Source organism: Pseudoalteromonas sp. 68 DY56-GL68 (genome assembly GCF_041414825.1).
Lineage (GTDB): Bacteria > Pseudomonadota > Gammaproteobacteria > Enterobacterales > Alteromonadaceae > Pseudoalteromonas.
Genome location: NZ_JAOCZL010000022.1, coordinates 66,895 through 89,201, shown reverse-complemented (window position 1 = coordinate 89,201; position 22,307 = coordinate 66,895). Strand labels below are relative to the sequence as shown.

At 39.3% G+C, this 22,307-nt stretch carries 25 protein-coding genes and 1 tRNA gene; 21 read left to right on the top strand and 5 right to left on the bottom strand.

All coding sequences use genetic code 11. From position 1 onward, the window contains the following. Positions 1-21: 21 nt before the first annotated feature. From NYF15_RS17575 to alr, 5 genes are all read left to right on the top strand, one after another. Entirely contained in the window at positions 22-573 is a 552-nt protein-coding gene (locus NYF15_RS17575; RefSeq protein ID WP_062567350.1) for an RNA polymerase sigma factor, read from the top strand. Continuing rightward, positions 560-1,048 carry a hypothetical protein gene (locus NYF15_RS17570; protein ID WP_205989574.1) on the top strand — a complete coding sequence of 163 codons (489 nt, stop codon included), beginning with the start codon at positions 560-562 and terminating at the stop codon, positions 1,046-1,048. The genes NYF15_RS17575 and NYF15_RS17570 overlap by 14 nt, the downstream gene beginning before the upstream one ends. Positions 1,049-1,059: 11 nt before the next feature. Continuing rightward, on the top strand, positions 1,060-2,001 hold the full coding sequence (locus NYF15_RS17565) for a DUF4097 family beta strand repeat-containing protein (RefSeq protein WP_130151708.1): 942 nt from the start codon (positions 1,060-1,062) through the stop codon (positions 1,999-2,001). A 111-nt stretch (positions 2,002-2,112) separates the two neighbouring features. Continuing rightward, on the top strand, positions 2,113-3,492 hold the full coding sequence (gene dnaB, locus NYF15_RS17560; protein ID WP_062567352.1) for a replicative DNA helicase: 1,380 nt from the start codon (positions 2,113-2,115) through the stop codon (positions 3,490-3,492). Then, positions 3,492-4,571, top strand: a complete 1,080-nt coding sequence (gene alr, locus NYF15_RS17555) for an alanine racemase (RefSeq protein ID WP_371354268.1) — start codon at positions 3,492-3,494, stop codon at positions 4,569-4,571. The genes dnaB and alr overlap by 1 nt, the downstream gene beginning before the upstream one ends. An 8-nt stretch (positions 4,572-4,579) precedes the next feature. Here alr and NYF15_RS17550 read toward each other — a convergent pair whose 3' ends face one another. Beyond that, positions 4,580-4,819, bottom strand: a complete 240-nt coding sequence (locus tag NYF15_RS17550) for a DUF2960 domain-containing protein (protein WP_130151710.1) — start codon at positions 4,817-4,819, stop codon at positions 4,580-4,582. A gap of 115 nt (positions 4,820-4,934) precedes the next feature. Here NYF15_RS17550 and NYF15_RS17545 point away from each other — a divergent pair, with 115 nt between their 5' ends. Genes NYF15_RS17545 through NYF15_RS17535 form a run of 3 tightly spaced genes read left to right on the top strand, consistent with a single transcriptional unit; the run spans position 4,935 to position 6,644 of the window. Further along, the gene (locus tag NYF15_RS17545) at positions 4,935-5,192 is read left to right on the top strand and encodes a YkoF family thiamine/hydroxymethylpyrimidine-binding protein (protein WP_371354267.1); all 258 of its coding nucleotides are present in this window, start codon (positions 4,935-4,937) and stop codon (positions 5,190-5,192) included. Positions 5,193-5,214: 22 nt separating this feature from the next. After that, positions 5,215-5,838 (top strand): nicotinamide riboside transporter PnuC, encoded by a 624-nt coding sequence (gene pnuC, locus NYF15_RS17540; RefSeq protein WP_062567356.1) that lies wholly within the window; start codon positions 5,215-5,217, stop codon positions 5,836-5,838. Continuing rightward, on the top strand, positions 5,838-6,644 hold the full coding sequence (locus NYF15_RS17535; protein WP_371354266.1) for a phosphotransferase family protein: 807 nt from the start codon (positions 5,838-5,840) through the stop codon (positions 6,642-6,644). The genes pnuC and NYF15_RS17535 overlap by 1 nt, the downstream gene beginning before the upstream one ends. On the opposite strand, the gene NYF15_RS17530 is transcribed toward NYF15_RS17535, so the two are convergent. Further along, a complete protein-coding gene (locus NYF15_RS17530) occupies positions 6,641-6,823 on the bottom strand; it encodes a hypothetical protein (RefSeq protein ID WP_062567358.1) in 183 nt (60 codons plus the stop codon). The two genes, NYF15_RS17535 and NYF15_RS17530, sit on opposite strands and share 4 nt — an antisense overlap. Positions 6,824-7,042: 219 nt before the next feature. Here NYF15_RS17530 and NYF15_RS17525 point away from each other — a divergent pair. Both NYF15_RS17525 and NYF15_RS17520 read left to right on the top strand, forming a co-directional pair. Next, positions 7,043-7,117, top strand: a tRNA-Arg gene (locus NYF15_RS17525). Between the two features lie 330 nt (positions 7,118-7,447). Then, positions 7,448-8,107, top strand: coding sequence for a hypothetical protein (locus tag NYF15_RS17520; protein ID WP_371354265.1), 660 nt, complete (start codon positions 7,448-7,450; stop codon positions 8,105-8,107). Between the two features lie 168 nt (positions 8,108-8,275). Here NYF15_RS17520 and NYF15_RS17515 read toward each other — a convergent pair whose 3' ends face one another. Both NYF15_RS17515 and NYF15_RS17510 read right to left on the bottom strand, forming a co-directional pair. Beyond that, positions 8,276-10,222, bottom strand: coding sequence for a glycoside hydrolase family 97 catalytic domain-containing protein (locus tag NYF15_RS17515; protein ID WP_371354264.1), 1,947 nt, complete (start codon positions 10,220-10,222; stop codon positions 8,276-8,278). A gap of 56 nt (positions 10,223-10,278) precedes the next feature. Continuing rightward, positions 10,279-13,080, bottom strand: coding sequence for a TonB-dependent receptor (locus NYF15_RS17510; protein WP_371354263.1), 2,802 nt, complete (start codon positions 13,078-13,080; stop codon positions 10,279-10,281). Positions 13,081-13,385: 305 nt separating this feature from the next. On the opposite strand from NYF15_RS17510, the gene NYF15_RS17505 reads away from it, so the two are divergent. Beyond that, positions 13,386-13,598 carry a Rho-binding antiterminator gene (locus tag NYF15_RS17505; RefSeq protein ID WP_371354262.1) on the top strand — a complete coding sequence of 71 codons (213 nt, stop codon included), beginning with the start codon at positions 13,386-13,388 and terminating at the stop codon, positions 13,596-13,598. Between the two features lie 6 nt (positions 13,599-13,604). Here NYF15_RS17505 and zntB read toward each other — a convergent pair whose 3' ends face one another. Beyond that, positions 13,605-14,576: a zinc transporter ZntB gene (gene zntB, locus NYF15_RS17500; protein WP_062567361.1), complete on the bottom strand. Its 972-nt coding sequence runs from the start codon at positions 14,574-14,576 to the stop codon at positions 13,605-13,607. Positions 14,577-14,985: 409 nt separating this feature from the next. Between zntB and NYF15_RS17495 the strand changes: the two genes are divergently transcribed. The 10 genes from NYF15_RS17495 to NYF15_RS17450 all read left to right on the top strand — a co-directional run. Continuing rightward, a complete protein-coding gene (locus NYF15_RS17495) occupies positions 14,986-15,408 on the top strand; it encodes an ATP-dependent zinc protease (RefSeq protein ID WP_062567362.1) in 423 nt (140 codons plus the stop codon). 57 nt (positions 15,409-15,465) lie between these two features. Then, positions 15,466-16,371 carry a 30S ribosomal protein S6--L-glutamate ligase gene (gene rimK, locus NYF15_RS17490; RefSeq protein WP_062567363.1) on the top strand — a complete coding sequence of 302 codons (906 nt, stop codon included), beginning with the start codon at positions 15,466-15,468 and terminating at the stop codon, positions 16,369-16,371. 47 nt (positions 16,372-16,418) lie between these two features. Next, positions 16,419-17,477, top strand: coding sequence for a succinylglutamate desuccinylase/aspartoacylase family protein (locus tag NYF15_RS17485; protein WP_062567364.1), 1,059 nt, complete (start codon positions 16,419-16,421; stop codon positions 17,475-17,477). Between the two features lie 253 nt (positions 17,478-17,730). After that, entirely contained in the window at positions 17,731-18,588 is an 858-nt protein-coding gene (locus NYF15_RS17480; RefSeq protein ID WP_371354261.1) for a hypothetical protein, read from the top strand. Beyond that, positions 18,576-19,166, top strand: coding sequence for a DUF1240 domain-containing protein (locus tag NYF15_RS17475; protein ID WP_371354260.1), 591 nt, complete (start codon positions 18,576-18,578; stop codon positions 19,164-19,166). Before NYF15_RS17480 ends, NYF15_RS17475 begins: the two co-directional genes overlap by 13 nt. Before the next feature lie 38 nt (positions 19,167-19,204). Beyond that, on the top strand, positions 19,205-19,795 hold the full coding sequence (locus NYF15_RS17470; RefSeq protein ID WP_371354259.1) for a DUF1240 domain-containing protein: 591 nt from the start codon (positions 19,205-19,207) through the stop codon (positions 19,793-19,795). Positions 19,796-19,831: 36 nt separating this feature from the next. After that, a complete protein-coding gene (locus tag NYF15_RS17465) occupies positions 19,832-20,422 on the top strand; it encodes a DUF1240 domain-containing protein (protein ID WP_371354258.1) in 591 nt (196 codons plus the stop codon). 38 nt (positions 20,423-20,460) lie between these two features. Then, positions 20,461-21,051 (top strand): hypothetical protein, encoded by a 591-nt coding sequence (locus tag NYF15_RS17460; RefSeq protein ID WP_371354257.1) that lies wholly within the window; start codon positions 20,461-20,463, stop codon positions 21,049-21,051. A gap of 38 nt (positions 21,052-21,089) precedes the next feature. After that, the gene (locus NYF15_RS17455) at positions 21,090-21,680 is read left to right on the top strand and encodes a DUF1240 domain-containing protein (protein WP_371354256.1); all 591 of its coding nucleotides are present in this window, start codon (positions 21,090-21,092) and stop codon (positions 21,678-21,680) included. 38 nt (positions 21,681-21,718) lie between these two features. Then, on the top strand, positions 21,719-22,307 hold a 589-nt coding region (locus NYF15_RS17450), incomplete at its 3' end, for a DUF1240 domain-containing protein (RefSeq protein WP_371354255.1).

Sequence of the window (22,307 nt, the reverse complement as noted above, 5' to 3'; positions counted from 1 at the left end):
TCATAAAGGACGACATCCAGGATGTTGATAGATGCAGAACAAGCGTTCGTCCAGCAAAGTGAGCATGCCTTAATTGAACGCGTTAAAAGCGGTGATCAAGGTGCTTATGCAACACTTTATGAGTTGCATGTGAAGCGGGTTTATAGCCTTTGTTTGCGATTACTTGCAGATAAAGAGCACGCCGAAGATGCAACACAAGAAGTGTTTGTGCAGTTATGGCACAAAATAGCGAACTTTGATGGGCGTTCACAGTTTTCAACATGGTTACACAGTGTCACCAGTAATATTGCGATTAGCTACATTCGCAAACACAAAAGCTGGTTTCAGAAAGTAGTGAGTTTTGAGCAAAGCGGTATGGATGAGCAAAGTGCAGCTGATTGCGACGGTTTTAATGGTCTCGACAAATTAGTGCTGAGACTACCTGAGCGAGCACGTATGGTTTTTGTGCTCCATGCTATTGAAGGCTATCGCCATGAAGAAATAGCAAGCATGCTTGATATGGCAGTCGGTTCAAGTAAATCGCAATTTCACCGTGCAAGGCAGTTATTAAAAGAGTGGTATGAAAATGAGTAAGCCAGAATTTGAACAATTTTTAAATGACTCGCTTAATCAAAAGCAAGATATTGGTCCAGAAAAAGATCTCTGGCAGGGTATTGAGCGAGCAATTGCAAGGCCGCAAACGCAGCAATCAGATAAGCCAACGCATGGCTGGAATAAGCTCGCTGCTGTTGCCGCTTGTTGTATTGCAGCACTTTTAACTGTGCAGCTTTTTGTAGGCCAACACGGTGAGTCAAACAGCATGATGGCAATGAGCAATTATTTTACTAAGCAAAAGCAAGGTTTATTAGTGCAGTATCAAAACCAACCTGCATTAACAGATAACTGGCAGCAACAGTTAAAAGAGTTAGAAGAAGCTGAGAGTGCCATCAAGCAGGCTCTCGAGAATGAACCAGAAAACCCTGCTTTATTACAAATGCTATCGCAGGTTTATCAGCAACAATTAGATTTAATTAACAAGGTGCATGCACCTAAGTGGCAAACGATTTAGGAGTAACAATTATGAAATTACTAGTCTTAACATTAGGATTACTGCCACTGATGGCAATGGCAGGACAAACCATTAATGAACAAATTGATGTCCCTGCAAATAAACGTATTTTTATTGAAAACCAACGTGGTGATGTGCGCATTGAAGGGTGGGATAAACCACAACTTAAAATCGAAGGTGAGCTCGACGATAAAGCACAAGGTTATCGTTTAGAGGTTGAAGGCAGCCGTGTTGAATTTATCGTAAAAATGCCGCGTAACTTAAGTGGTTGGAATAGCGGCGATGGCTCTCGTTTAACTATTTACATGCCAAAAAGCAGTGAGCTTGAGTTTGCTGGGGTGAATGTAACGGTCAGTGCCAAAGAGCTTGAAGCGGGCGCTGAGATCGATACCGTCAATGGCGATATTACAGTGCACAATATAAGTGGCAACATGAGCTTTGAAACGGTCAATGGGGATGTAAATGCTCATGACCTGAACGGAGATATTCGCTTTGAAACCGTCAATGGCGAAATTAACGATAAAAACTCGCAAGGTGCTTTACGCTTTACCGCGGTGAATGGCGACATTAAGTCAAAAACCAAAGCGCAAGATGTGCGTCTTGAAAACGTAAATGGTGATATTGACTTTGCTTTTGATGCAATTAAAAAGCTGCGTATTAATACCGTAAATGGTGAAGCAGAAGTTCACATCAATAAGCTGCTTGAAGATGCTAATATTCGTTTTGAATCAGTCAGTGGTGACGCCGAGTTTTACTTCCCAACTGATGTATCGGCAAAGTTTGAAATTGAAGCGCATGCTAACGGTAAAATTGTAAATGAGCTCAGTGATGACAAAGCGACTAAAGCGAAATACGGCCCATCTAGCGACTTAGAATTTAGTATTAACGGTGGGGATGCTGATATCGAAATGGATACCATTAGCGGGCGTATTGAACTTCGTAAACAGAAATAACGATTACAGTTCACTCAATTACAATAAAGCGGGAAGTTTTCCCGCTTTACTATTTGCACAGCCTTTGCAAGTCGATAGAATAGAGCCATTCAATTTTAGTTTTGTGATGTTATGGCCAAACCAGATAAGCAAGTCGATACCTTAAAAGTCCCTCCCCATTCAATAGAAGCTGAGCAATCTGTTTTAGGTGGTTTAATGCTTGATAATCAAGCGTTTGACCGTGTTGCTGAGTTAGTGGTTGCACAGGATTTTTATACCCGCACCCATAAGCTGATTTTTGAAGCTATGGTGAGCCTTGCTGAAGGTGGTGATCCGATTGACTTAATCACTATTTCTGAAAATTTAGAAAAAAACAATCAGTTAAGCAGTATAGGTGGTTTCGCCTACCTTGCTGAAATAGCGAAGAACACACCAAGTGCGGCAAACATTGATGCCTACGCGAATATCGTGCGTGAGCGTGCTGTTATCCGTGAAATGATTGGTGTTGCAAACGAAATTGCCGAAGCCGGTTTTAGCCCAGAAGGGCGTACCAGCCATGACCTACTCGACTTCGCTGAAAGTAAAGTATTCAAAATTGCCGAGCAGCGTACAAAAAGCACTGAAGGCCCACAGAGCTTACACAGCATTCTAGAAAAAACCGTTGATAAGATTGAAGAGCTTTACCAGTCGCCGCAAGATGGTGTAACGGGTGTTAGTACAGGGTATGCCGATCTAGATAAAATGACGGCGGGTATGCAGCCTTCAGACCTTATTATCGTGGCGGCACGTCCATCGATGGGTAAAACCACCTTTGCGATGAACTTAGCGGAACACGCTGCAATGACACAAGATAAGCCAGTACTTATTTACTCACTAGAGATGCCGTCAGAGCAAATCATGATGAGGATGCTGGCATCGTTAGGCCGAATTAATCAAACTAAGGTTCGTACTGGTCAGCTTGATGACGACGATTGGGCGCGTCTGTCGTCAACCATGGGCTTGTTAATGGAAAAAGGTAAGATGTATGTTGATGATGCATCGGGCCTAACTCCAACGGATGTGCGCTCGCGTGCGCGCCGTATTGCTCGAGACCATGGCGGTATTAGTATGATCATGGTCGATTACTTGCAGTTAATGCGTGTGCCAAGCTTGTCGGATAACCGTACCTTAGAGATTGCTGAAATCTCACGTTCACTAAAAGCACTGGCAAAAGAACTGCAATGTCCGGTTATTGCACTATCGCAGCTTAACCGTACCCTAGAGCAACGTGCCGATAAACGCCCAATCAACTCCGACTTACGTGAATCGGGCTCAATCGAGCAGGATGCCGACTTAATCATGTTTATTTACCGTGATGAAGTATATAACGAAGACAGTACAGAAAAAGGCGTGGCCGAAATCATCATAGGTAAGCAACGTAACGGCCCGATCGGTAAAGTACGTTTAACCTTCCAAGGTCAATTCTCGCGTTTTGATAATTATGCGGGTCCTGCAATGGATGATGAATATTAATGCGTTTAGCCATTGCTGAAATTAACCTAAAAGCGCTTGCTCACAATTTAGCACAGGTGAAGCGCTTTGCACCTGATTGCAAAGTAATGGCTGTATTAAAAGCGAATGCTTATGGTCATGGCTTAGTTAAAATCGCCCAATACTTAAATGATGCGGATGCATTTGCGGTTGCACGTATTGACGAAGCGCTAGCGCTTCGTGCCGGTGGATTGACAAAACCTATAGTGTTGCTTGAAGGCTTTTTTCATAAAGATGATTTACCCATTCTTTTAGCGAATAACTTTCAAACCATTATTCATGATGAAAATCAGCTAAAAGTGCTTGAAGAAGCACAGTTAGATGCGCCTATTGCATGTTGGTTAAAAGTGAATACCGGTATGCATCGTTTAGGTATTTCACCGTCACAGTTTGAAGGGTTTTATAGCCGCCTAAAAGCCAGTAAAAATGCGCACAATAACATTAAGTTGATGACTCATTTTTCATGTGCTGATGATATTAACGATGATAAAACTGCGCAGCAGATTGCTTTGTTTGATGGCTTGGTTGCAGGAAAAGGTCAGCGCCACTGCTTGGCAAACTCCGCAGGCATTATCGCATGGCCTAACGGACATGGTGACTGGGTTCGACCTGGGCTGATGCTGTATGGGGTGTCGCCTATGCTAAATAGTATTGGTCAACAACATGGCTTAGAACCTGTGATGCGTTTAAAAACCCGTGTTATTGCGATTCGTGATGTTGACGCGAATCAGTGTGTTGGTTATGGCGGTCGTTGGCACAGCGATAAACCAACCAAGCTTGCTGTGGTCGCGATGGGGTATGGTGATGGTTATCCACGACACGCAGAGCAGGGCACACCGGTCGTTATTAAATCACAACGCTACGGTATTGTTGGCAGTGTGGCGATGGATATGATCACGGTTGATATTGGTGATAACCTTGACAACATCCAAGTGGGTGATGAAGTGATCATGTGGGGGCCTGAGCTTCCCGTTGAAGAAATAGCCCAATGCGCGACAACCATTCCTTATGAGTTACTGTGTAATATTACCCCACGCGTAAGCTACGAGTATCAAGAGTAACCTTGTAGTTACTCTTTAATGAAATACACGTCGCTAAACCCCATTCGTGCAAACTCTTGATCACGAAAGTTACGCACTGCTGAGGAGCCTTTTGAAGTCATTTCGACTTGCTGCTCCATTTTTAAATAACTTGTTAAATCAATACCTTCAGCCGCTGCAATCGCATGGTACATATCGCGGTATTTATCTTTAGCAAAATTGATTTCGCGAGGTTGGTTTTTAAATTTGTAAGTGATGCGGCGTGCCATAATGAATCCTCAAAGTTTATCGGGGCTGATTTTACACTAAAAAATAGCCATAGCCATGACTTGTTAGTATAAGCGGGTTACAATGCCATACTTTTCAAAGACTCGGTAAATCATAATGAAACTTTCAGTAGAGATCAGTAAGTACCCACTACATCAAGACTACATTCCATTTATCAAAGGTTTTATTGACCGTATAAACAGTTATGAAGGGCTTAAAGTAATCACCAATACCTTGTCTACCCAGATTTTCGGTGATTATGATTTAGTGATGTCTGTATTGAATACTGAAATCAAACGTTCTTATGAAGAGTTTGGTAAAGCTATTTTTGTGTGTAAGTTTTTACATGGCGATTTATCGCCTAGCGATGATTAATACCACAAGGTTACAGTAAAGCATGGATTTTTTGACAGACACGTTTGCAGGATTTACTGCGATGTCTCTTTGGGAATATATTGCAGTTGCACTGTCAATGGCGTATTTACTACTTGCGATTAAAGAAAGCCTGTGGTGCTGGCCTGCCGCTTTTATAAGTACCTTTATTTATACCGTAATGTATTGGAATGGCGCACTTTTGATGGAGTCGCTACTTAATTTTTATTATATGTATATGGCGGTATATGGATGGGTGGTCTGGCGTCGAGGGATGAATAATAAAGATCATCTACCGATTATTTCATGGTCGTTAAAAAGACATGCTGTTATCTTGCTTTTAACCTCATTAATTTCAGTGATTATTGGCTTTGTAATGGCTAATTATACCCATGCAGATTTTGCCTACCTTGATAGTTTTACAACCTGTTTTGCTGTTGTTACGACTTATTTAGTTGCTAAAAAGGTGCTCGAAAATTGGTTATACTGGATTGTGATTGATGCTGCATCGATGTACTTGTACTTTGAAAAAGGGTATTACCCAACACTCGTTTTATTTGTTTTTTATACGGTTATGGCAGCGTGGGGCTTTAAAACTTGGTACGAAGAATACGAGCAACATCAAGCTAAGCCACTTGCACAGCTATAATGAAAACAGAGCAACAAATTCATGCGCTATTTACGCGCTTTAACTCTAGCTTAACGATTACCTCAATTAGCCCGTTGGTTGAGGGATTAAGCAATGATAACTACCTAGTAAAAACATCAACCAAGGCTTTCTTAGTTAAGCATTATCGCGACCACTGGCCGGCGATAGGGCTAGCTGCGCAAGCGCATTTTGCTAAACAAAGTTGCTGCCCAACACCGCTTTGGTTAGAGCAGGCAACTGATACTGCCATTTTTGACTACGTGGCGGGTAGCATAGCAAGCGGTGAGTTTTGTAGCAGTTTATTACCTGACTTAGTTAATTTGCATCGCTACCCAGTGCTAACCGAGCCTATGGATATTGCCTATGAAATTAACTACTACCGGCAAACTACACGGTATCAGCAGCATGCGAATTTAATTGGACAATCGCTCGCGTACATTGCTGCTGCGCCAAAAGATATGGGCTTTTGCCATAACGATTTGGTAAAAGAAAATATCATAGTGAACGAATCGGGCATGTTTTTAATCGACTTTGAATATGCCAAAAGTAATGATGTTTATTTTGACTTGGCTGCGCTGGTGGTGAGTTTTGGACTCAATGATTCGCAGCAACTGCAGTTACTTAAAAACTACCAATCACTTGTGTGCGAACACCGTGAATTCAACTTATCGCTTGAAAAGCTCGCTGCGTTTCATGCTGTATTTTTACTATTGTGTATTTGTTGGTATGAACAACGCGGTGCAATGGATAAAGTGGCGCCACTGCTTACACAGCTTAACCACTTTATTAAGGAAGTAAAAAATTAAAGGCCGCCAATTCGCTCGGCGAGTTCTTTATACTTTTTTACATCTTCTGGTTCAAATAAAGGCTCACCTTTGTCATCTTGTGATTTCGAGATTAGTAAATGCTCGCGAGCAAGTCGTTTAACACGTTCGACTTTTACACCTAAAAATTCAGCAACTTGCTCTGTAGACATTAAACTCATATTCAAATTCCCCTTACACGGCAATGAGTGCCATTTGTTATTTAATTTATTAAGTATACGTTAATACCGTGGTTCTGCCCGAATGTGAAGTGTTTTAATGCAATTTGCTGAATTTATAAGCATATAGGGCTTTAGATGCTAGCATTTAAGGCAAGATGCCATTATCATTGCCGAGTTGTCATACTGATATCGCGAGTCAGTATTGATGACGACAAATGTGCTCTCGTGGTGAAATGGATATCACGTGGCCCTCCGGAGGCTAAGTTGCAGGTTCGATCCCTGCCGAGAGCGCCATTTGCTCTGCTATTTATTTCCTTTTTAAACTTATGATTCCTCCATAAAGCTACTTACTTATGATAGTAAAGCTGCATATTTAAGCCTGTTCAAACATCATCCCTTATAAGTAATTCATTAAACTTATTTGTATTTTATGTTCCTGCGTTTAAGTCTGTTACTTAAAATACTTTAAATTTCCTTTTTAATTGCAAATTTAATTGATAATCATTATTGTTAAGGTTGTTTCAGCATAGCTATACGCAAGTGTACTTAGTTTCTCTTGTACTGTTGATTTCAAACTGCGTTTTATGTTGATAGACACACCATTAAAGCTTAAAAGGAAACTTAATGAACAGCTTAAAGAATTTACTTTTTATTACTGCACTTATCGGCAGTAGTTTTGCAAATGCACATGAAGTTTGGTTGGTAAAGTCTGCAAAAGGCGATGATATAAAACTGTATTTAGGAGAGCCTGGTGAACCTGAATCTGGCGATAGTATTGCAGGGCTAGAAAATGCACAGGTATTTGTTAATGATAGTCAGTCGACTTTAGCGCTTACTCAACACCAAAACTATTGGTTAGCTGAGGTAAAAGAGCAAGGTGATGTAAGAGCTTTCATAGATGATTTATGGAAACCTTGGAAAATGGAGAAAACCTCAGAACAAGAGGCGGATAAGCTCCAAGCGGCTAAGCTTTTTGCTAAGGCTGGCCGTCAAGATACCAAAGCTAAACAAGAGCTTGAGTTCGTGCCAAGCAAAGCAAACGGGAGCACCTTTACACTTGTTTATAAAAATAATCCTGTTGCTGATCATGCTGTATTAGTGCAAACACCTAGCCAGCAATTAAAAATAACAACCGATAAAAAAGGGCAATTAACTGTTACCAATAAAGAGAAAGGAACCTACATTATTTCCAGTGATTACCCTGTTGAAGGAAAGGCTGTCGTTGCCGGTAATCAGGTTGATAGCACGTATAATATTGTAACGATTAGTTTTCGAGTTGATTAACTTTAATAGGTGATAAGCATTTTAAACTAGCGTTTTCATTACGAATCAGCTCTTTAAATTTGGCTATCTAAGTCAAATAGTAGGCTAGATTTATAGGTGAACTCGGTTTATAAATATAAAGGGAGCCAACCGTGAGCTTTGGCTTCCTTTAAACATACTTCGTACTTTTTATTCACTTATAAGCAACGCCCCCCCTTCGGAAAGTAAGGACAGTGTCACTTTCCCCGACAGAGGTATTTTGACTGGCTTTTTTCCTGTACTGCCATCTTTATTATCAAAGAGTAAGGTTGCTGACTTACCACTGAGCATAGGAAGGCTAATGGTTAGATCTTTAGATTTCTTTTCGCCATTAACAGCAGTGATATACCAACTATCTCCTTTTTTTCTAGCAAGTACAGCATGTGTTCCGGGTTCACCACTGATATATTGGGTATCATCCCAGACCGTGGGCATTTTCTTCAATACTTCAATCACATACTCGGGTTGTTCATCTAAGTTATTAGGCGTTATTCCGAAGTGTTGAACAGGAGACTGGTAAAGCACGCCAGTAGCCAGCTCAAACGTATCTGTGGTGCTGCGTTTTGTGCCTGATGAATTATCACGTGATAAGTGCTTATTTAAGAATACGGGTGCGAAATCCATGGCTGCAACGGTGTTACGAGTAAAGGGTAAAATGGTTGCATTGTATGCATGTTGATCCAAAGAATTTTGGTGAAATACAAGGTTTTCAGATGCTAAAACGGCTTCAGAGGTGACAAAATTTGGATACATGCGTTCCCATCCTCGAGGCAATGTGCTTCCATGGACTGTAATTATTAGGCCGTATTGATTAGCATCTGTGAATATGTCTTCGTATAACTTAATCGTTTCTTGTTTGTCACCACCAAAAAAGTCAACTTTGAGTCCTTTAACACCGATGTCTTGTAACCAAGCCATTTCATTTTGTCTAGCGGGTGCTGTATTCATTTTGTTTTGCGGTGTTTGTGGTGCGTCATTCCACCATCCATTTGAGTTATACCAAAGAATGATGCCGATATTTTTAGTATTTGCATAATTGACTAATTCTGCAATTTTCTCTCGGCCAATACGTTGATCCCACCAATTATCTACGAGTACATATTCAAAGCCTAATTCGCTTGCTAAATCTATAAACTTTACCTGGTCCTTAAAGTTTATGCTTTCATCTTGCCAGACGATCCAGCTCCAAGTTGCACGTCCCATTTTGTAGTCTTGAGTTGCGTGATAACGAGGTTGAACAACGTCATAACTAATCGTTGTTTCAACGATTGGTTTTAAGGACTTTCCTAATGTAATTGTGCGCCATGGTGTTGCTGCAGGTAGAGCCATTGCCGCATAGGTTTCCCCAATTCCGTTATTCTCTCCTTGTTGTGGAAAAGATACGGTATAAAGGCCATCTTTTGTTCCCTCACTTAGTTTTGAACCCACATAGTGGCTATCGACTCCAGTTTCAGAGATTAGTAACCAACCTTTATTGGTATTCTTAAATAAGGCTGGAAAGGTATAACCTACGCCATTTGATGATTTGATACCAACAGGTTCATTGAATGTATAAGGTTCCTCATAACTAGGTTTTGTTTGCATCCAGCCTGTTTCAGGTAGGGCTTGTGGTGTGATAAATGTTGTTGCATCGTCAGGTAGGTTAAACCCTGTTGCTTCACTCAAAACTTTGACCCGTGTTGCCTGCTGATTTGCTTTTAATGTATAGCGAAAGGCGATGTTGTTATTAGAGACATTAAACTCAATAGCAATCTCGTCATTTTCATTATTTTTAAAATGTGTGATGAGCTTATTGGCTTGATAATGCACCTTACTAATTTTTGCATTATTCATTTCATAGCGCTCTTCAATTTGGCGTGTTTCGTGAGCAAGGAACTTTAAGTTATCTGTAAAGTTACCTATTGAAGAATCAAGGCCAAGTGGAGAGTCTTCTAAAAAAAGAATATTGTTATACGTAACGCTGTAATAGGGAGCGCCTTGTTTTTGTTTAACTGTCAGTTTTAGTTTGTTATCAGGGCTTGTTAATGAAATCGGTAATGATGCTAAAGCATGTAAACTCGTAAAAACTAATGTTAAACAAGCGATTATTTTACTCATGATAGATTCCTCTGAATCGTTAATGCAAAGTGGCCGCTTAGTGCCACTTGAGGTGATTAAAAAGTAGCGCTAACGCCTAAGGTATAGCGAGGGCCTGTTTCTTCATAAAGAAGTATCTCATTATCGTAACGGCCTACTTTTTTGGTTTTTTCATCCGTGATGTTGATTCCTTCTAAGAAGATTTGCACAGACTGACTTAGGTCATAACTAAACCTAATATCAACTTGATCATATTCAGAAACATAAGTCGGCTCTCCACCAAAACCGCGAGCAGTTTGTAAAAAGCGATCGCGACGATTCCAGGCAATACGTGCTTGGAATCCCCCTTTATCATAAAAGCCGATCAAGTTATAAGTATTCCCTAAGCCAACTAGTGCAAATGTTTGTGACGTATTTTCAACATTAAGCTCAGCATTACTATCAACAAGGGTCGCGTTAGCGGTAACACCAAAGCCACTCCAAAATCCTAGTAGGGTATCAAAGCTGTATTGTGCTGATAGTTCGAGACCGTCTACTGCGGCTTTTTCGACGTTATCGACTAAACTCACTTCAAAAATAGGATCGCCTTCAAAGAGGTTCTCTGAATCTATTATTGGGAATGGACGATTTTCGACGGTACTGACTAAAAAGTTTTTCACATCTTTTCTGAAGTAACCAGCTGTCAGGTAACTACTTTCGCTGAAATACCACTCTAAAGACACATCAATATTGTCAGAAATAAACGGTTTTAGATCAGGGTTGCCACTAGAGGCAGATAGATTACCGGGGCGAGTGGAGCCAATGGTAGTTCTTGGTGAAAGAGCGCTAAGAGGAGGCCTTGTAAGAGTTTTTGATGCAGATGCGCGAGCAATAATTTCGTCAGTTAAATTAATACGAAAATCAGTTGAAGGTAGAACGTAGTTATACTTATTGGTTTGTGAAACGCGGGTTTCTCCTGTTAATACTGGCGTGTATAAGTCAGCCGCGGAGAGTGTGAGATCTTCGAGTAGTTGAGAAACGCCAATAGCTGTGGTCTCTGTTCGAACGTAGCGAGCTCCAATGTTCCAATTCCATGTTTTGTCAGCCCAATCACCTTCAAATGCAAAGTTTAAATACGTCGAGAGTATGTCTTCTTCAACTTGTGATGAATCAGGTCTAGTCGCAATATCAAAACCGTTCGTGTTTGCAAATAATGCAGCAGTTGTACCCGTAGGTAGGTTATTGGCAGTGTCGTTAGCGGTCATTGCTTCAGGCGATTCTAAGTATTCGATTGCATCAGCAATATTGAACGAAAGCCAACGCGAGGGGAGCCCACCAATTCCCCCTAAATAATCATTACCTATGCCTGTTTGTGAAAACAGTGAATCGGGCATATCAACACTGAAGCCGCAGTAAGCACAAAGTACTTCTGGATGTGATAAACGAATTGTTACTGATTGTTTTTGTTTGGAATATTGCGCACCAAAGGAGACCTCTGATAAATGACCAAAGTAAGGTGTCCATTTTACATCGAGCTTATGTTGAGTGATTTCATCTTCAAAGTCTTGACCACCTCCAAAAGGGCCACCGCCAGTACCAAGTAAGTTAAAATGTGCGCGAGCTAAACTTGGGTCAGTTAAAGCATCATCAGCTATGCCACTTAAAGCTGGGAAACCATTTTCATCGTAATTAATTGTTGAGAAGTTTTCGTCTTCAATTGCGATGCCTACAACACTCACATTGGTGTTATCTGCGCCACCAGATTCTGCTCTTGACCAAGATGAGTCAAATGCGATATTTAAATTATCATTGATCCACCAGTCGGCATTAAATCCAAGAGCATATAATTCTGATGGCCTACTTAACGTAGCCCGCGTTGCATCTGGATTTCGATTTTCTGTGACCGATGTGGCAACGCCATTTTTATCGAAGGTGGCATCCGAAATCAGAGAGGGTGTAAAGAATAAGCCCACATTTGTTGTATCTGCATACACTTCAAAGTCACTGTACAAGCCATCTAAAGTAAAGGTCAAATTACTATTTGGTGCATATTGAAGCGCTGTATTTATTGTTGTTCTTTCTCGCTCTTCAGATACAGGGCTAACGTTCAAATTTTGTGGGAAAAAGAACTGATCATTTTGGCTATAACCTTGCTGTGCTAACTGTTCAGAGATATTTGTCATATCATCACGGTTTAGTACCATATAGCCATCAGTGAGGATTCGGTTGATTTGGTTTTTGCGTTTTTGATGAGTGAGCGAGACTAAAGCGCCCAATGTATTGTCAGCAAATGTGTCAGTTATCATACCGAATAATTGCGGTGTAAACTCGCCAGATAGGTCTTCATAAAGACCCTTTACAGATGCGACTGCCTTAAAACCATCAAATGAGAGTGGTTTAGGTGTATGCATAACGATTGTTGAGCCAATACCGCCTTCATCTAATTTAGCCGGTTGTGATTTATAAACATCAACGGCGGAAACCAGCTCAGCGGGTAATACATCAAAATTAAAGGAACGTGCACCTGTGTCAGATGCCATTCGTCTGCCATTGAGTAAAACAGTATTAAATTCAGGCCCAAAACCCCGGACGGTGACTGACTGTCCTTCACCACCACTGCGATCAATTGCAACACCAGAAATCCGTTGCAGAGATTCAGCTAAGTTTGTATCAGGAAATTGCCCTATGTCTTCTGCTGAAATAGAGTCAACAATTTGCAATGACTCTCTTTTCATTGATACTGAGCGTTGCAAGCTACCGCGAATACCACTTACCTCGATTACTTCAATTTCATCACCTGTGTTGTCAGCAGGTTGTTGCGCGGATGTAACTGAAAATGATATTGCTAAGCTAATTGCAGATAATGTAAATGTTGTCTTTTTTAATTGCTTACATTTCATGTGTGTTCACCTTTTCTCCATAAAGATTATTGTTGTTTTCCCGTGTAAAAAGGGTTTATTCCTTCTGTTATTTTAATAATATTGTATTATAAATAAGCATGTGGTTAATTTTTTGTCAATAATGCTCATGCATTAAAACAGTGATTATTATTTGAACTTTTGATTGATTACTGAACTAAACTAGCGTTTATGGTATGTTGCTACTAAGTTGAAAATTTCTCATTAATGCAGAGAACATCCCATTGATTAGTTAGTTCCATGCTAGTGGGTTACGTAAAATATTAAATTATTGAAGGAGAGGTGTTGTGCCAATACCTTGTGCTGACTACGATCAATATGAGCTTTGGTGTATGCAAAACGCTGAGTTGTTGATCACATTAGATTCTGGTGAGCAGCTTCAGGGCAAAGCAGTAAATTTGAAAATAATATACCCCGATGGTGAACACTTAATTATTACAACTGCAAAAGGCGAACATAACGTTCGCCTTGATTTAATTACTTCAGTAGTTGTTGTTTAACCTTAGTTAGAGCCACTTTTTATTTTTAAAGTAAATGCCAATACCGACAGTAAGCACGACTAAAAATATTAAAAATACGCTGAATGCATAGGGGTTTTCAGTACCTGGTATACCGCCAACATTCACACCTAATAAGCCTGTTAAAAAGCCCAGTGGCAAGAAAAGTGCCGCGACAACCGACATCACATACATACGTTGATTAAGTTGCTCAGACACTTGATTAGCAATGGTTTGTTGAATGATTTGCGCGCGCTCAATTGAGCTGTCTAGCTCTTCTAAAAAGCGAATTAACATGTTGGTTGTTTCGTTTAAACGTGCTTTATCATCTTCATCTAACCACTTGTACTTATTGTTTAATAAAGTGATAAGGGCTTCTTTTTGTGGCCTTAAATAGCGTTTTAGAGCAATGGTTTGGCGACGCATTTGCGCTAACGCTTGGTTATCAAAGCCTTTATTTGGTTCGTCAATTTCATCTTCAAAAATATCTAACGTGTCATCAAGACTATCAATCACACCTTGCATGCGTGATGTTAAATTTTGTGCCAAATCACACACTAATTCAGAGATTGAACAGGGGCCGTTACTATCATTAAATGACGCAACAACATCTTGTACAGAGAGCAAACGACGTTTGCGAGTTGTCACTATGATGTTTTCATTAATGAATAAACGTAAAGACACCATGTCTTCAGGGCTTTGCGCAGGATTTAGATTAACGCCACGCAAAAACAGCATAGTGCCATTGGTTACTTTAGTCAGGCGCGGGCGTGTCTCATCTGCTGTTAATGATGCTAATTCGTAATCAGTTAATAGATTACTGCTTTCAAGCCACTGAATCGCCTCAGGCTGACTATAATCCATATGAACCCAAAGTTTTCCGTGTTCGGGTTGCCAATTTTGCAGCTCAGTACTATTGTCAATAGCACGCGCACCGCCTTGCTCGTCTAAAATTAAGACATGAAGTAACCCATTGATCATATTGAACTCTCGTTTTACAAATAGTGCTATATACCCAAGCCACCTCAAGATGCAGAATTCAGCGTTTCACAGGTGCTTAATATCAAGGCGTTACTTTGCAAGAATGGCAGTCCCTTTTAGGAAGTAACAACGATGAGAGTAAGTGCCTGTGAAGCGCCCAAAGGGTTGGTTTAAAAGCGATTTATACTGCGTTATTGATTTTAACCATAGAACCACTATTGTTTGCAATCAATGCCTTGCCTAAATCGCTTTTAATTCCAACTGAAACTCGCACCTTGAGGTGGCTTGGGTATAATTGATTATAGTTTAGCCTACGTCAATTAAATCGATTTATCGAGGGGATAAATATATTTCGTTGGTGTTTCTAGCTCTGTAGCGTATAAGACACTTTTTTATAGAGGGCACATTAATGACTGCAAAAATTATTGTTGGCTGGCGCGAATGGTTGAGCTTACCTGAACTGGGAATTGATAAGATCAAAGCGAAAGTGGACACTGGTGCGCGTACTTCGTGTATTCATGCTTTTGATGTTGAAGAGTTTTCAGAAAATGGTGAGAACTGGGTGAAATTTTCAACCCACCCTTTACAAGACGATGAAGAAACAATAGTAGAGTGCCGCGCAAAAGTTGTTGAGCGTAAGTATGTGACCAGCTCAAGTGGTCAGCGCGAACTTCGCTACTTTATCGAAACAAAATTAGTCGCAGGAAACCAAAGCTGGCCTGTAAGGGTGACTTTAAGTAACCGTTCAACAATGAAGTTTAGAATGTTGTTAGGGCGTACAGCAATGGAAAACCGCATAGTCGTTGATCCGGCTTTATCTCATTTATTATAGAAAAGGACTTATCACACGTTTTTACGTGTATGAGTTTATCAGTTAAGGTTTTTAACTATGAAACTTGGTATTTTATCACGCAACCAAAATTTATATTCAACACGTCGCTTGATTGAAGCTGCTGAGCAGCGTGGTCATGAAGTAAAAGTGATTGATGCACTACGTTGTTATATGAACATCAATTCAGAGCAACCTGAAATACATTACCGTGGTGAAAATTTAAAAGATTTTGATGCAATTGTCCCGCGTATTGGCTCATCAGTGACTTTTTATGGCTGTGCAGTATTACGCCAATTTGAAATGATGGGTGTATTCCCTGTAAATGAATCAGTCGCAATCACTCGCTCACGAGATAAGTTACGTTCATTACAACTATTGTCACGTAAAGGCGTAGGCATGCCAGTCACTGGGTTTGCGAGTAAACCTGATGATGTAAAAGACTTACTAAGCATGGTAGGTGGTACGCCTGTTGTAATCAAGTTACTTGAAGGTACACAAGGTATCGGCGTGGTATTAGCTGAAACACGTAAAGCGGCAGAAAGTGTAATCGAAGCGTTTATGGGTTTAAAAGCCAATATCATGGTGCAAGAGTACATAAAAGAAGCGGGCGGTGCGGACATTCGCTGTTTTGTATTAGGCGATAAAGTGATTGCGGCGATGAAACGTCAGGCGCAAGAAGGTGAATTCCGTTCTAATCTACACCGTGGTGGTAGCGCGACACTAGTGCGTATTACCCCAGAAGAAAGAAAAACAGCCGTTGCAGCAGCTAAAGCAATGGGATTGAATGTAGCGGGTGTTGATTTACTTCGCTCTGCACGTGGTCCATTGGTGATGGAAGTAAACTCGTCACCAGGCCTTGAAGGCATTGAAGTTGCAACAGGTAAAGACATTGCTGGCATGATTGTCGAGTTTATTGAAAAAACAGCGGCATCAAAAAGAACAGCAACGCGTGGTAAAGGCTAGGCCTTTACCCATAAATCATGTAAGCGCTCCATTAAAAGGAACAGTGCGTGGCAAAGGTTAAGAAAAATACACCGTTTTCAATTTTGGGTGATACTGTTGGGGTTGGAGAACGCAAAGCGTTTTCGATTGAGGCTGCAAAGCTTTATACCCACTCACCGTTGAATATTCCGATTGAAGTTGTAAATGGAGTGCAGCAAGGGCCTGTGCTAATGGTGTGTGCTGCAATTCATGGTGACGAGTTAAACGGGGTTGAAGTTGTAAGACAGTTACTTGCTAAAATCGACCCAGAGCAATTGCGTGGAACCATTATCGCTGTACCGATTGTGAATGTATTTGGCTTTATCCATAAGTCGCGTTACTTACCTGACCGCCGTGATATGAATCGTAGTTTTCCTGGTTCAACACGAGGCTCGTTAGCAGGGCGTATGGCGAATGCGTTTTTTACTCAAGTAGCAGTGCATTGTACGCATATTATTGATTTACATACTGGCGCAATCCATCGTACTAACTTGCCACAGATCAGAGCCAACTTAAGTGACCCCGAGACTGCAGCTATGGCTAAAGCATTTGGTACGCCGGCAGTGATTGACGCCTCACTGCGTAATGGCTCATTGCGTAGTGAAGCGGCCAATTTAGGCATTCCTGTTATCACTTATGAAGCGGGAGAGGCACTGCGCTTTGACCCAATTGCCATTGCCGCAGGCGTGCAAGGGGTTGATTATGTTATGCGCCATTTAAAAATGGTGCGTGGCAAGCGTGCTAAAAAGCTTCCTGAGCCAGTGATTGCAAGCTCGACGAGCTGGATACGTGCCGAAGTGGATGGTATTGTCCGTGCGCAAGTATCCCTTGGTGAGCGAGTGATGAAAGGGCAAGTGCTCGCTTATATCAGTAGTCCATTAGGTGATGCTGAGCTTGAGCTACTGGCACCCCGCAGTGGTATTGTTATTGGCCAGCAAACGATGCCACTTGTAAACGAAGGGGATGCAGTGTTTCATTTAGCTTACTTTGCCCATGCTAATAGCCTTGTAGAGCAACAGCTCGAAACCTTTATTGATGAAATAAGCGATATTGAAGACGAGCTAAAAACGGCTGAACTCAATAACTAATAGCTGTTAATCTTTTACTTTAAAAGCCGCAATTTGCGGCTTTTATTATTTGAGATAAGCGTTAATTACAGACATTTCTGATTAACCAGACATTGAATTAACTTCTTTAGTGTTTAAAATAGAGACGAATGGAATTAGTCAATTGATAAGGAAATTACTATGTCTGCACATGCTCGTCGCGCAATTGCTCAAAGGCAGCGTCAACAACAAATTCAAAACATACTCGGCCAGTAATAATCATACAATGTTAATCATGAACTCAGCGGAGTTTGTTGACTACATTATTTCCGTAAAAATGAAACAGGGATATTCTCGTGCACAAGCTGTTGATTGGATTGATGAGCAGTTAAAAGAATATAACTCTGTATCTAATAAATGGGAAAGAATTAAAGGTGATTTAAAGTTCGGTGTAGGCTTATATCCTTTGTTTGATGATGTAAGATCGCTTACTGTACTAGCTGCAGCACTTAAACAGCAGGGAAATGTGTTCGGCAAGTTTAAAATCAAAGTGTATAACGGCTCGCCAGCCATAATTATAGACTCATACCCACGTATTCGTGAACACTTAACAGGGACCCGATACTTAGCAAGTAATCCAAAGTTATTTACAGTTGGTGTGGGCAGGTTAGAAGCGGCAAAGTCAATGAAGGGTGGGTTTATTGTTACTTTGATCGTCTCCGTCTCTTTTCATGCATTGGATCTTGTTTTGAGGGATGAAACAACATGGCATGACTTCGTTGCAGGTGTTGCTGTTGATATGGCAGTTGTGGGGGCGACAATAGCTACAACATTACTGATAACTACCTTAGCAAAATATTTTTTAGGTGCGATAGTCATAACTTCAGCTTCTATCCCTTTAATTATAGTTGTCGCAGTAGGAACTGGATTTACCATTTTGTCGATGATATTTAAAAATGAAATTGATAACTTAGTAAGGTATTTGGCCGAAGAACTTAGAGTTATAGAGGTTAAAATCGCGGAAGGAATTATAAAACTTACACCTAAAAAGCCTGTTTTGGAGGAGGTTCATTGTGATGGCCTGTCAAACTACTTTTACTGTTTGTTTGGTGTACCAAAACTAAATATCAAAGGTGGCTCATGTCGTTATTGAAGTGGGAAAAGTCAGAAGAGAGGTTTTCTGACCTCAAACTTAAAAATAAAATAATATTTTTTTTAGCCTTTATTTTTTTTCTTGGTATGGGCTGGGGTTACATATATGGGTCATATTATGGTTTAGTTAATCATATACTTATTGATGACAGTTTGTTTTATATTAGTGAGTTTGGCTATGCGGCACCTTTGATATTTTTTATTCCATTTCCACTTTTTATTATTATAGCAGGAATCCAAAAAGCATTAGATTATAAGAATGATAAAACAAGTATTCTTATGCTGAAATCAATGTGTTTTGCTATTCCTCTATATTTTATTTTTTCCATTATCTGTAGCTTTTACATTGAAGCAAATTTAAAAAACCATGGTTACACTTACTGTTCGTGGTATAAATTTTCCCCGACACGCTCCCCTGATGTATGGCTGAAAAATAGTGAGCTTTGTTTGAAAGTTCATCACTATGTTGTGTCAGATATTGAAGAATGGTTTGAGTGGCATAATGAACAAGGTATTGAACCTCAACTTGATGAACTAAAAGCCTTTATTGCTAAAACAAATAAAGAGCAAGGTCGTTAAAGTAAACGAATATAATTAGATATCAGAAAAGGAACTTCATGCTGTTTTTGAAGTGGGAAAAATCTAGAGAAAAATTCTCTGACCTTGAGTTTAGCAGAAGGTTAACGGTATATTTTGGGGTGGTCTTATTTATTGCATTTACTTTTGTTTTTGTTCATGCAGCTTATACAGGTTTTGTTGATTATATATTTATTAATACAAATCATTATTATATTTATGAGTATGGATATGTTGCCCCATTAATTCTTTTTGTTCCATTTCCACTGCTTATAACTGTTGCAGGACTTCAGAAGTTAATAAATTACAAGAATGAAAGAACTTTTTTATTAGCAGTTAAAGTTATGTTTGTAGCTATTCCTTTGTACTTTATTTTTTCAATTATATGCAGCTTCTATATTGAAGCAAATTTAAAAAACCATGGTTACACTTATTGTTCATGGTATAAGTATTCGCCAACACGCTCACCTGATGTATGGCTAAAGAATAGTGAACTTTGTTTGAAAGTTCATCATTACGTTGTGTTAGATGTTGAAGAGTGGTTTGAGTGGCATAATGAACAAGGTATTGACCCCCAACTTGATGAACTAAAAGCCTTTATTGCTAAAGTAAATAAAGAGCAAGGTCGCTAAAATACAAGAATATAATTCTATTTAAAAAGGAACTTCATGCTGTTTTTTAGAGATAAAGAATCTAAAGGAAATTTTTCAGATTTTGAATTCAATAAGAAAGTGATTATATGTCTAACATTTATATTATTGCTGCTTTTGGCTTTTGTGTACATGTATGGTACTTACGTAGGTGTGAAAAATCATTTAATTATTAATGATAAGCTATATTACATTAGTGAGGTTGGTTACCTAGCTCCAGCTGTTTTTTTAGTACCATTTCCTATTATTGCTATTATGGGCGGTGTTCAAAAGTTGTTAGGGAAAGAAAATGATAAAACTGCTAAACATCTAGTAAAATCATTACTCTATGGTGTTCCCTTGTATGTGGTTTTTTCAATTATTTGTAGCTTTTATATCGAAGCAAACTTAAAAAACCATGGCTACACTTACTGCTCTTGGTATAAGTATTCACCAACACGCTCACCCGATGTATGGCTAAAAAATAGTGAACTTTGTTTGAAAGTTCATCATTACGTTGTGTTAGATGTTGAAGAGTGGTTTGAATGGCATAATGAACAAGGTATTGAACCTCAACTTGATGAGCTAAAAGCCTTTATTGCTAAAGCAAATAAAAAGCAAGGTCGCTAAGCTAAACGAATATTATTAGACATCAGAAAAGGAATGTCATGCCACTTTTTAAATGGAAAAAATCTAGAGAAAAATTTTCTGATCTTGATTTGAAAAACAGGCTTGGGATATGCGTTGGTATTATCTTTTTTTCTATACTTAGCGCTCTTTCATTATACGTATCATATATAGGGATATCACAAAATTTATTTTTTGATGACGAAAGTTACTATATCAGTGAATCAGGTATATTAGTACCAGCTATTCTCCTGTCCCCATTCCCCCTTCTAATGTTGTTATCCGGAGTACAAAAAGTATGTAATTATAAAAATGAAAAAACGTTCTTTTTTATGATTAGAATAATGGTTTTTGCAATTCCTATATGTTTCTTTCTAATGGTTGTTAGTAGCTTTTATGTCGAAGCTAGTTTGAAGAACCATGGCTACACTTACTGCTCTTGGTATAAATTTTCCCCAACACGCTCCCCCGATGTATGGCTAAAAAATAGTGAACTTTGTTTGAAAGTTCATCATTATGTTGTGTTAGATGTTGAAGAGTGGTTTGAGTGGCATAATGAACAAGGTATTGAACCTCAACTTGATGAACTAAAAGCCTTTATTTCTAAAAAAAATAAAGAGCAAGGTCGCTAAACTAAACGAATATAATTAGATATCAGAAAAGGAACTTCATGCCGTTTTTAAAGTGGGAGAGATCAGATGAAAAGTTTTCTGATCTTGAGGTTAAAGCTAAGTTTTTAATATTTATAACGATTATTTTTTTAAGCTTTATTACTTTATTAATCACGTATGCGTCATATAAAGGATTAAATGAGCATGTGTTTTTTGATAAAGATCATTACTATATAAGTGAAGTAGGGTTACAAGCTCCTGGCTTTTTCATATTGCCGCTCCCGCTTTTTATGATAATTGCAGGTGTTCAGAAGATCTTTAATTATAAAAATGAAAAAACATTTTTGCTGATGATAAAGTCAACATTAGCTGGCTTAGTTTTATACTTTATTTCGTCGATTGTGTTGAGTTTCTATATCGAAGCAAACTTAAAAAACCATGGTTACACTTACTGCTCTTGGTATAAGTATTCCCCGACACGCTCCCCCGATGTATGGCTAAAAAATAGTGAGCTATGTTTGAAAGTTCACCATTATGTTGTGTCAGATGTTGAAGAGTGGTTTGAGTGGCATAATGAACAAGGTATTGAACCTCAACTTGATGAGCTAAAAGCCTTTATTGCTAAAAAAAATAAAGAGCAAGGTCGCTAAAATAAACGAATGTAATTAGATATCAGAAAAGGAATTTCATGCCATTTTTTAAATGGGAGAGATCAGATGAAAAGTTTTCTGATCTTAATTTTACTACTAAATGTTGGCTACTGTTTGGCTTGATATTTATGACTTGTATTGCGATTTTATTGCTTTATGGGGCAAATAAAGGAATGAATGAGCATGTGTTTTTTGATAAAGGTGGTTATTATGTAAGTGAGGTTAGTATTCAGGCTCCTGCTTTCTTTTTATTACCATTCCCAGTATTAATGATGATTGGGATAATTCAAAAGATCTTTAATTATAAAAATGAAAAAACATTTTTGCTGATGATAAAGTCAACATTAGCTGGCATAGTTTTATACTTTATTTCGTCGATTGTGTTGAGTTTTTACATTGAAGCAAACTTAAAAAACCATGGCTACACTTACTGCTCTTGGTATAAATTTTCCCCAACACGCTCCCCCGATGTATGGCTAAAAAATGATGAACTTTGTTTGAAAGTTCATCATTACGTTGTGTCTGATGTTAAAGAGTGGTTTGAGTGGCATAATGAGCAAGGTATCGAACCGCAACTTGATGAACTAAAAGCCTTTATTGCTAAAGTAAATAAAGAGCAAGGTCGCT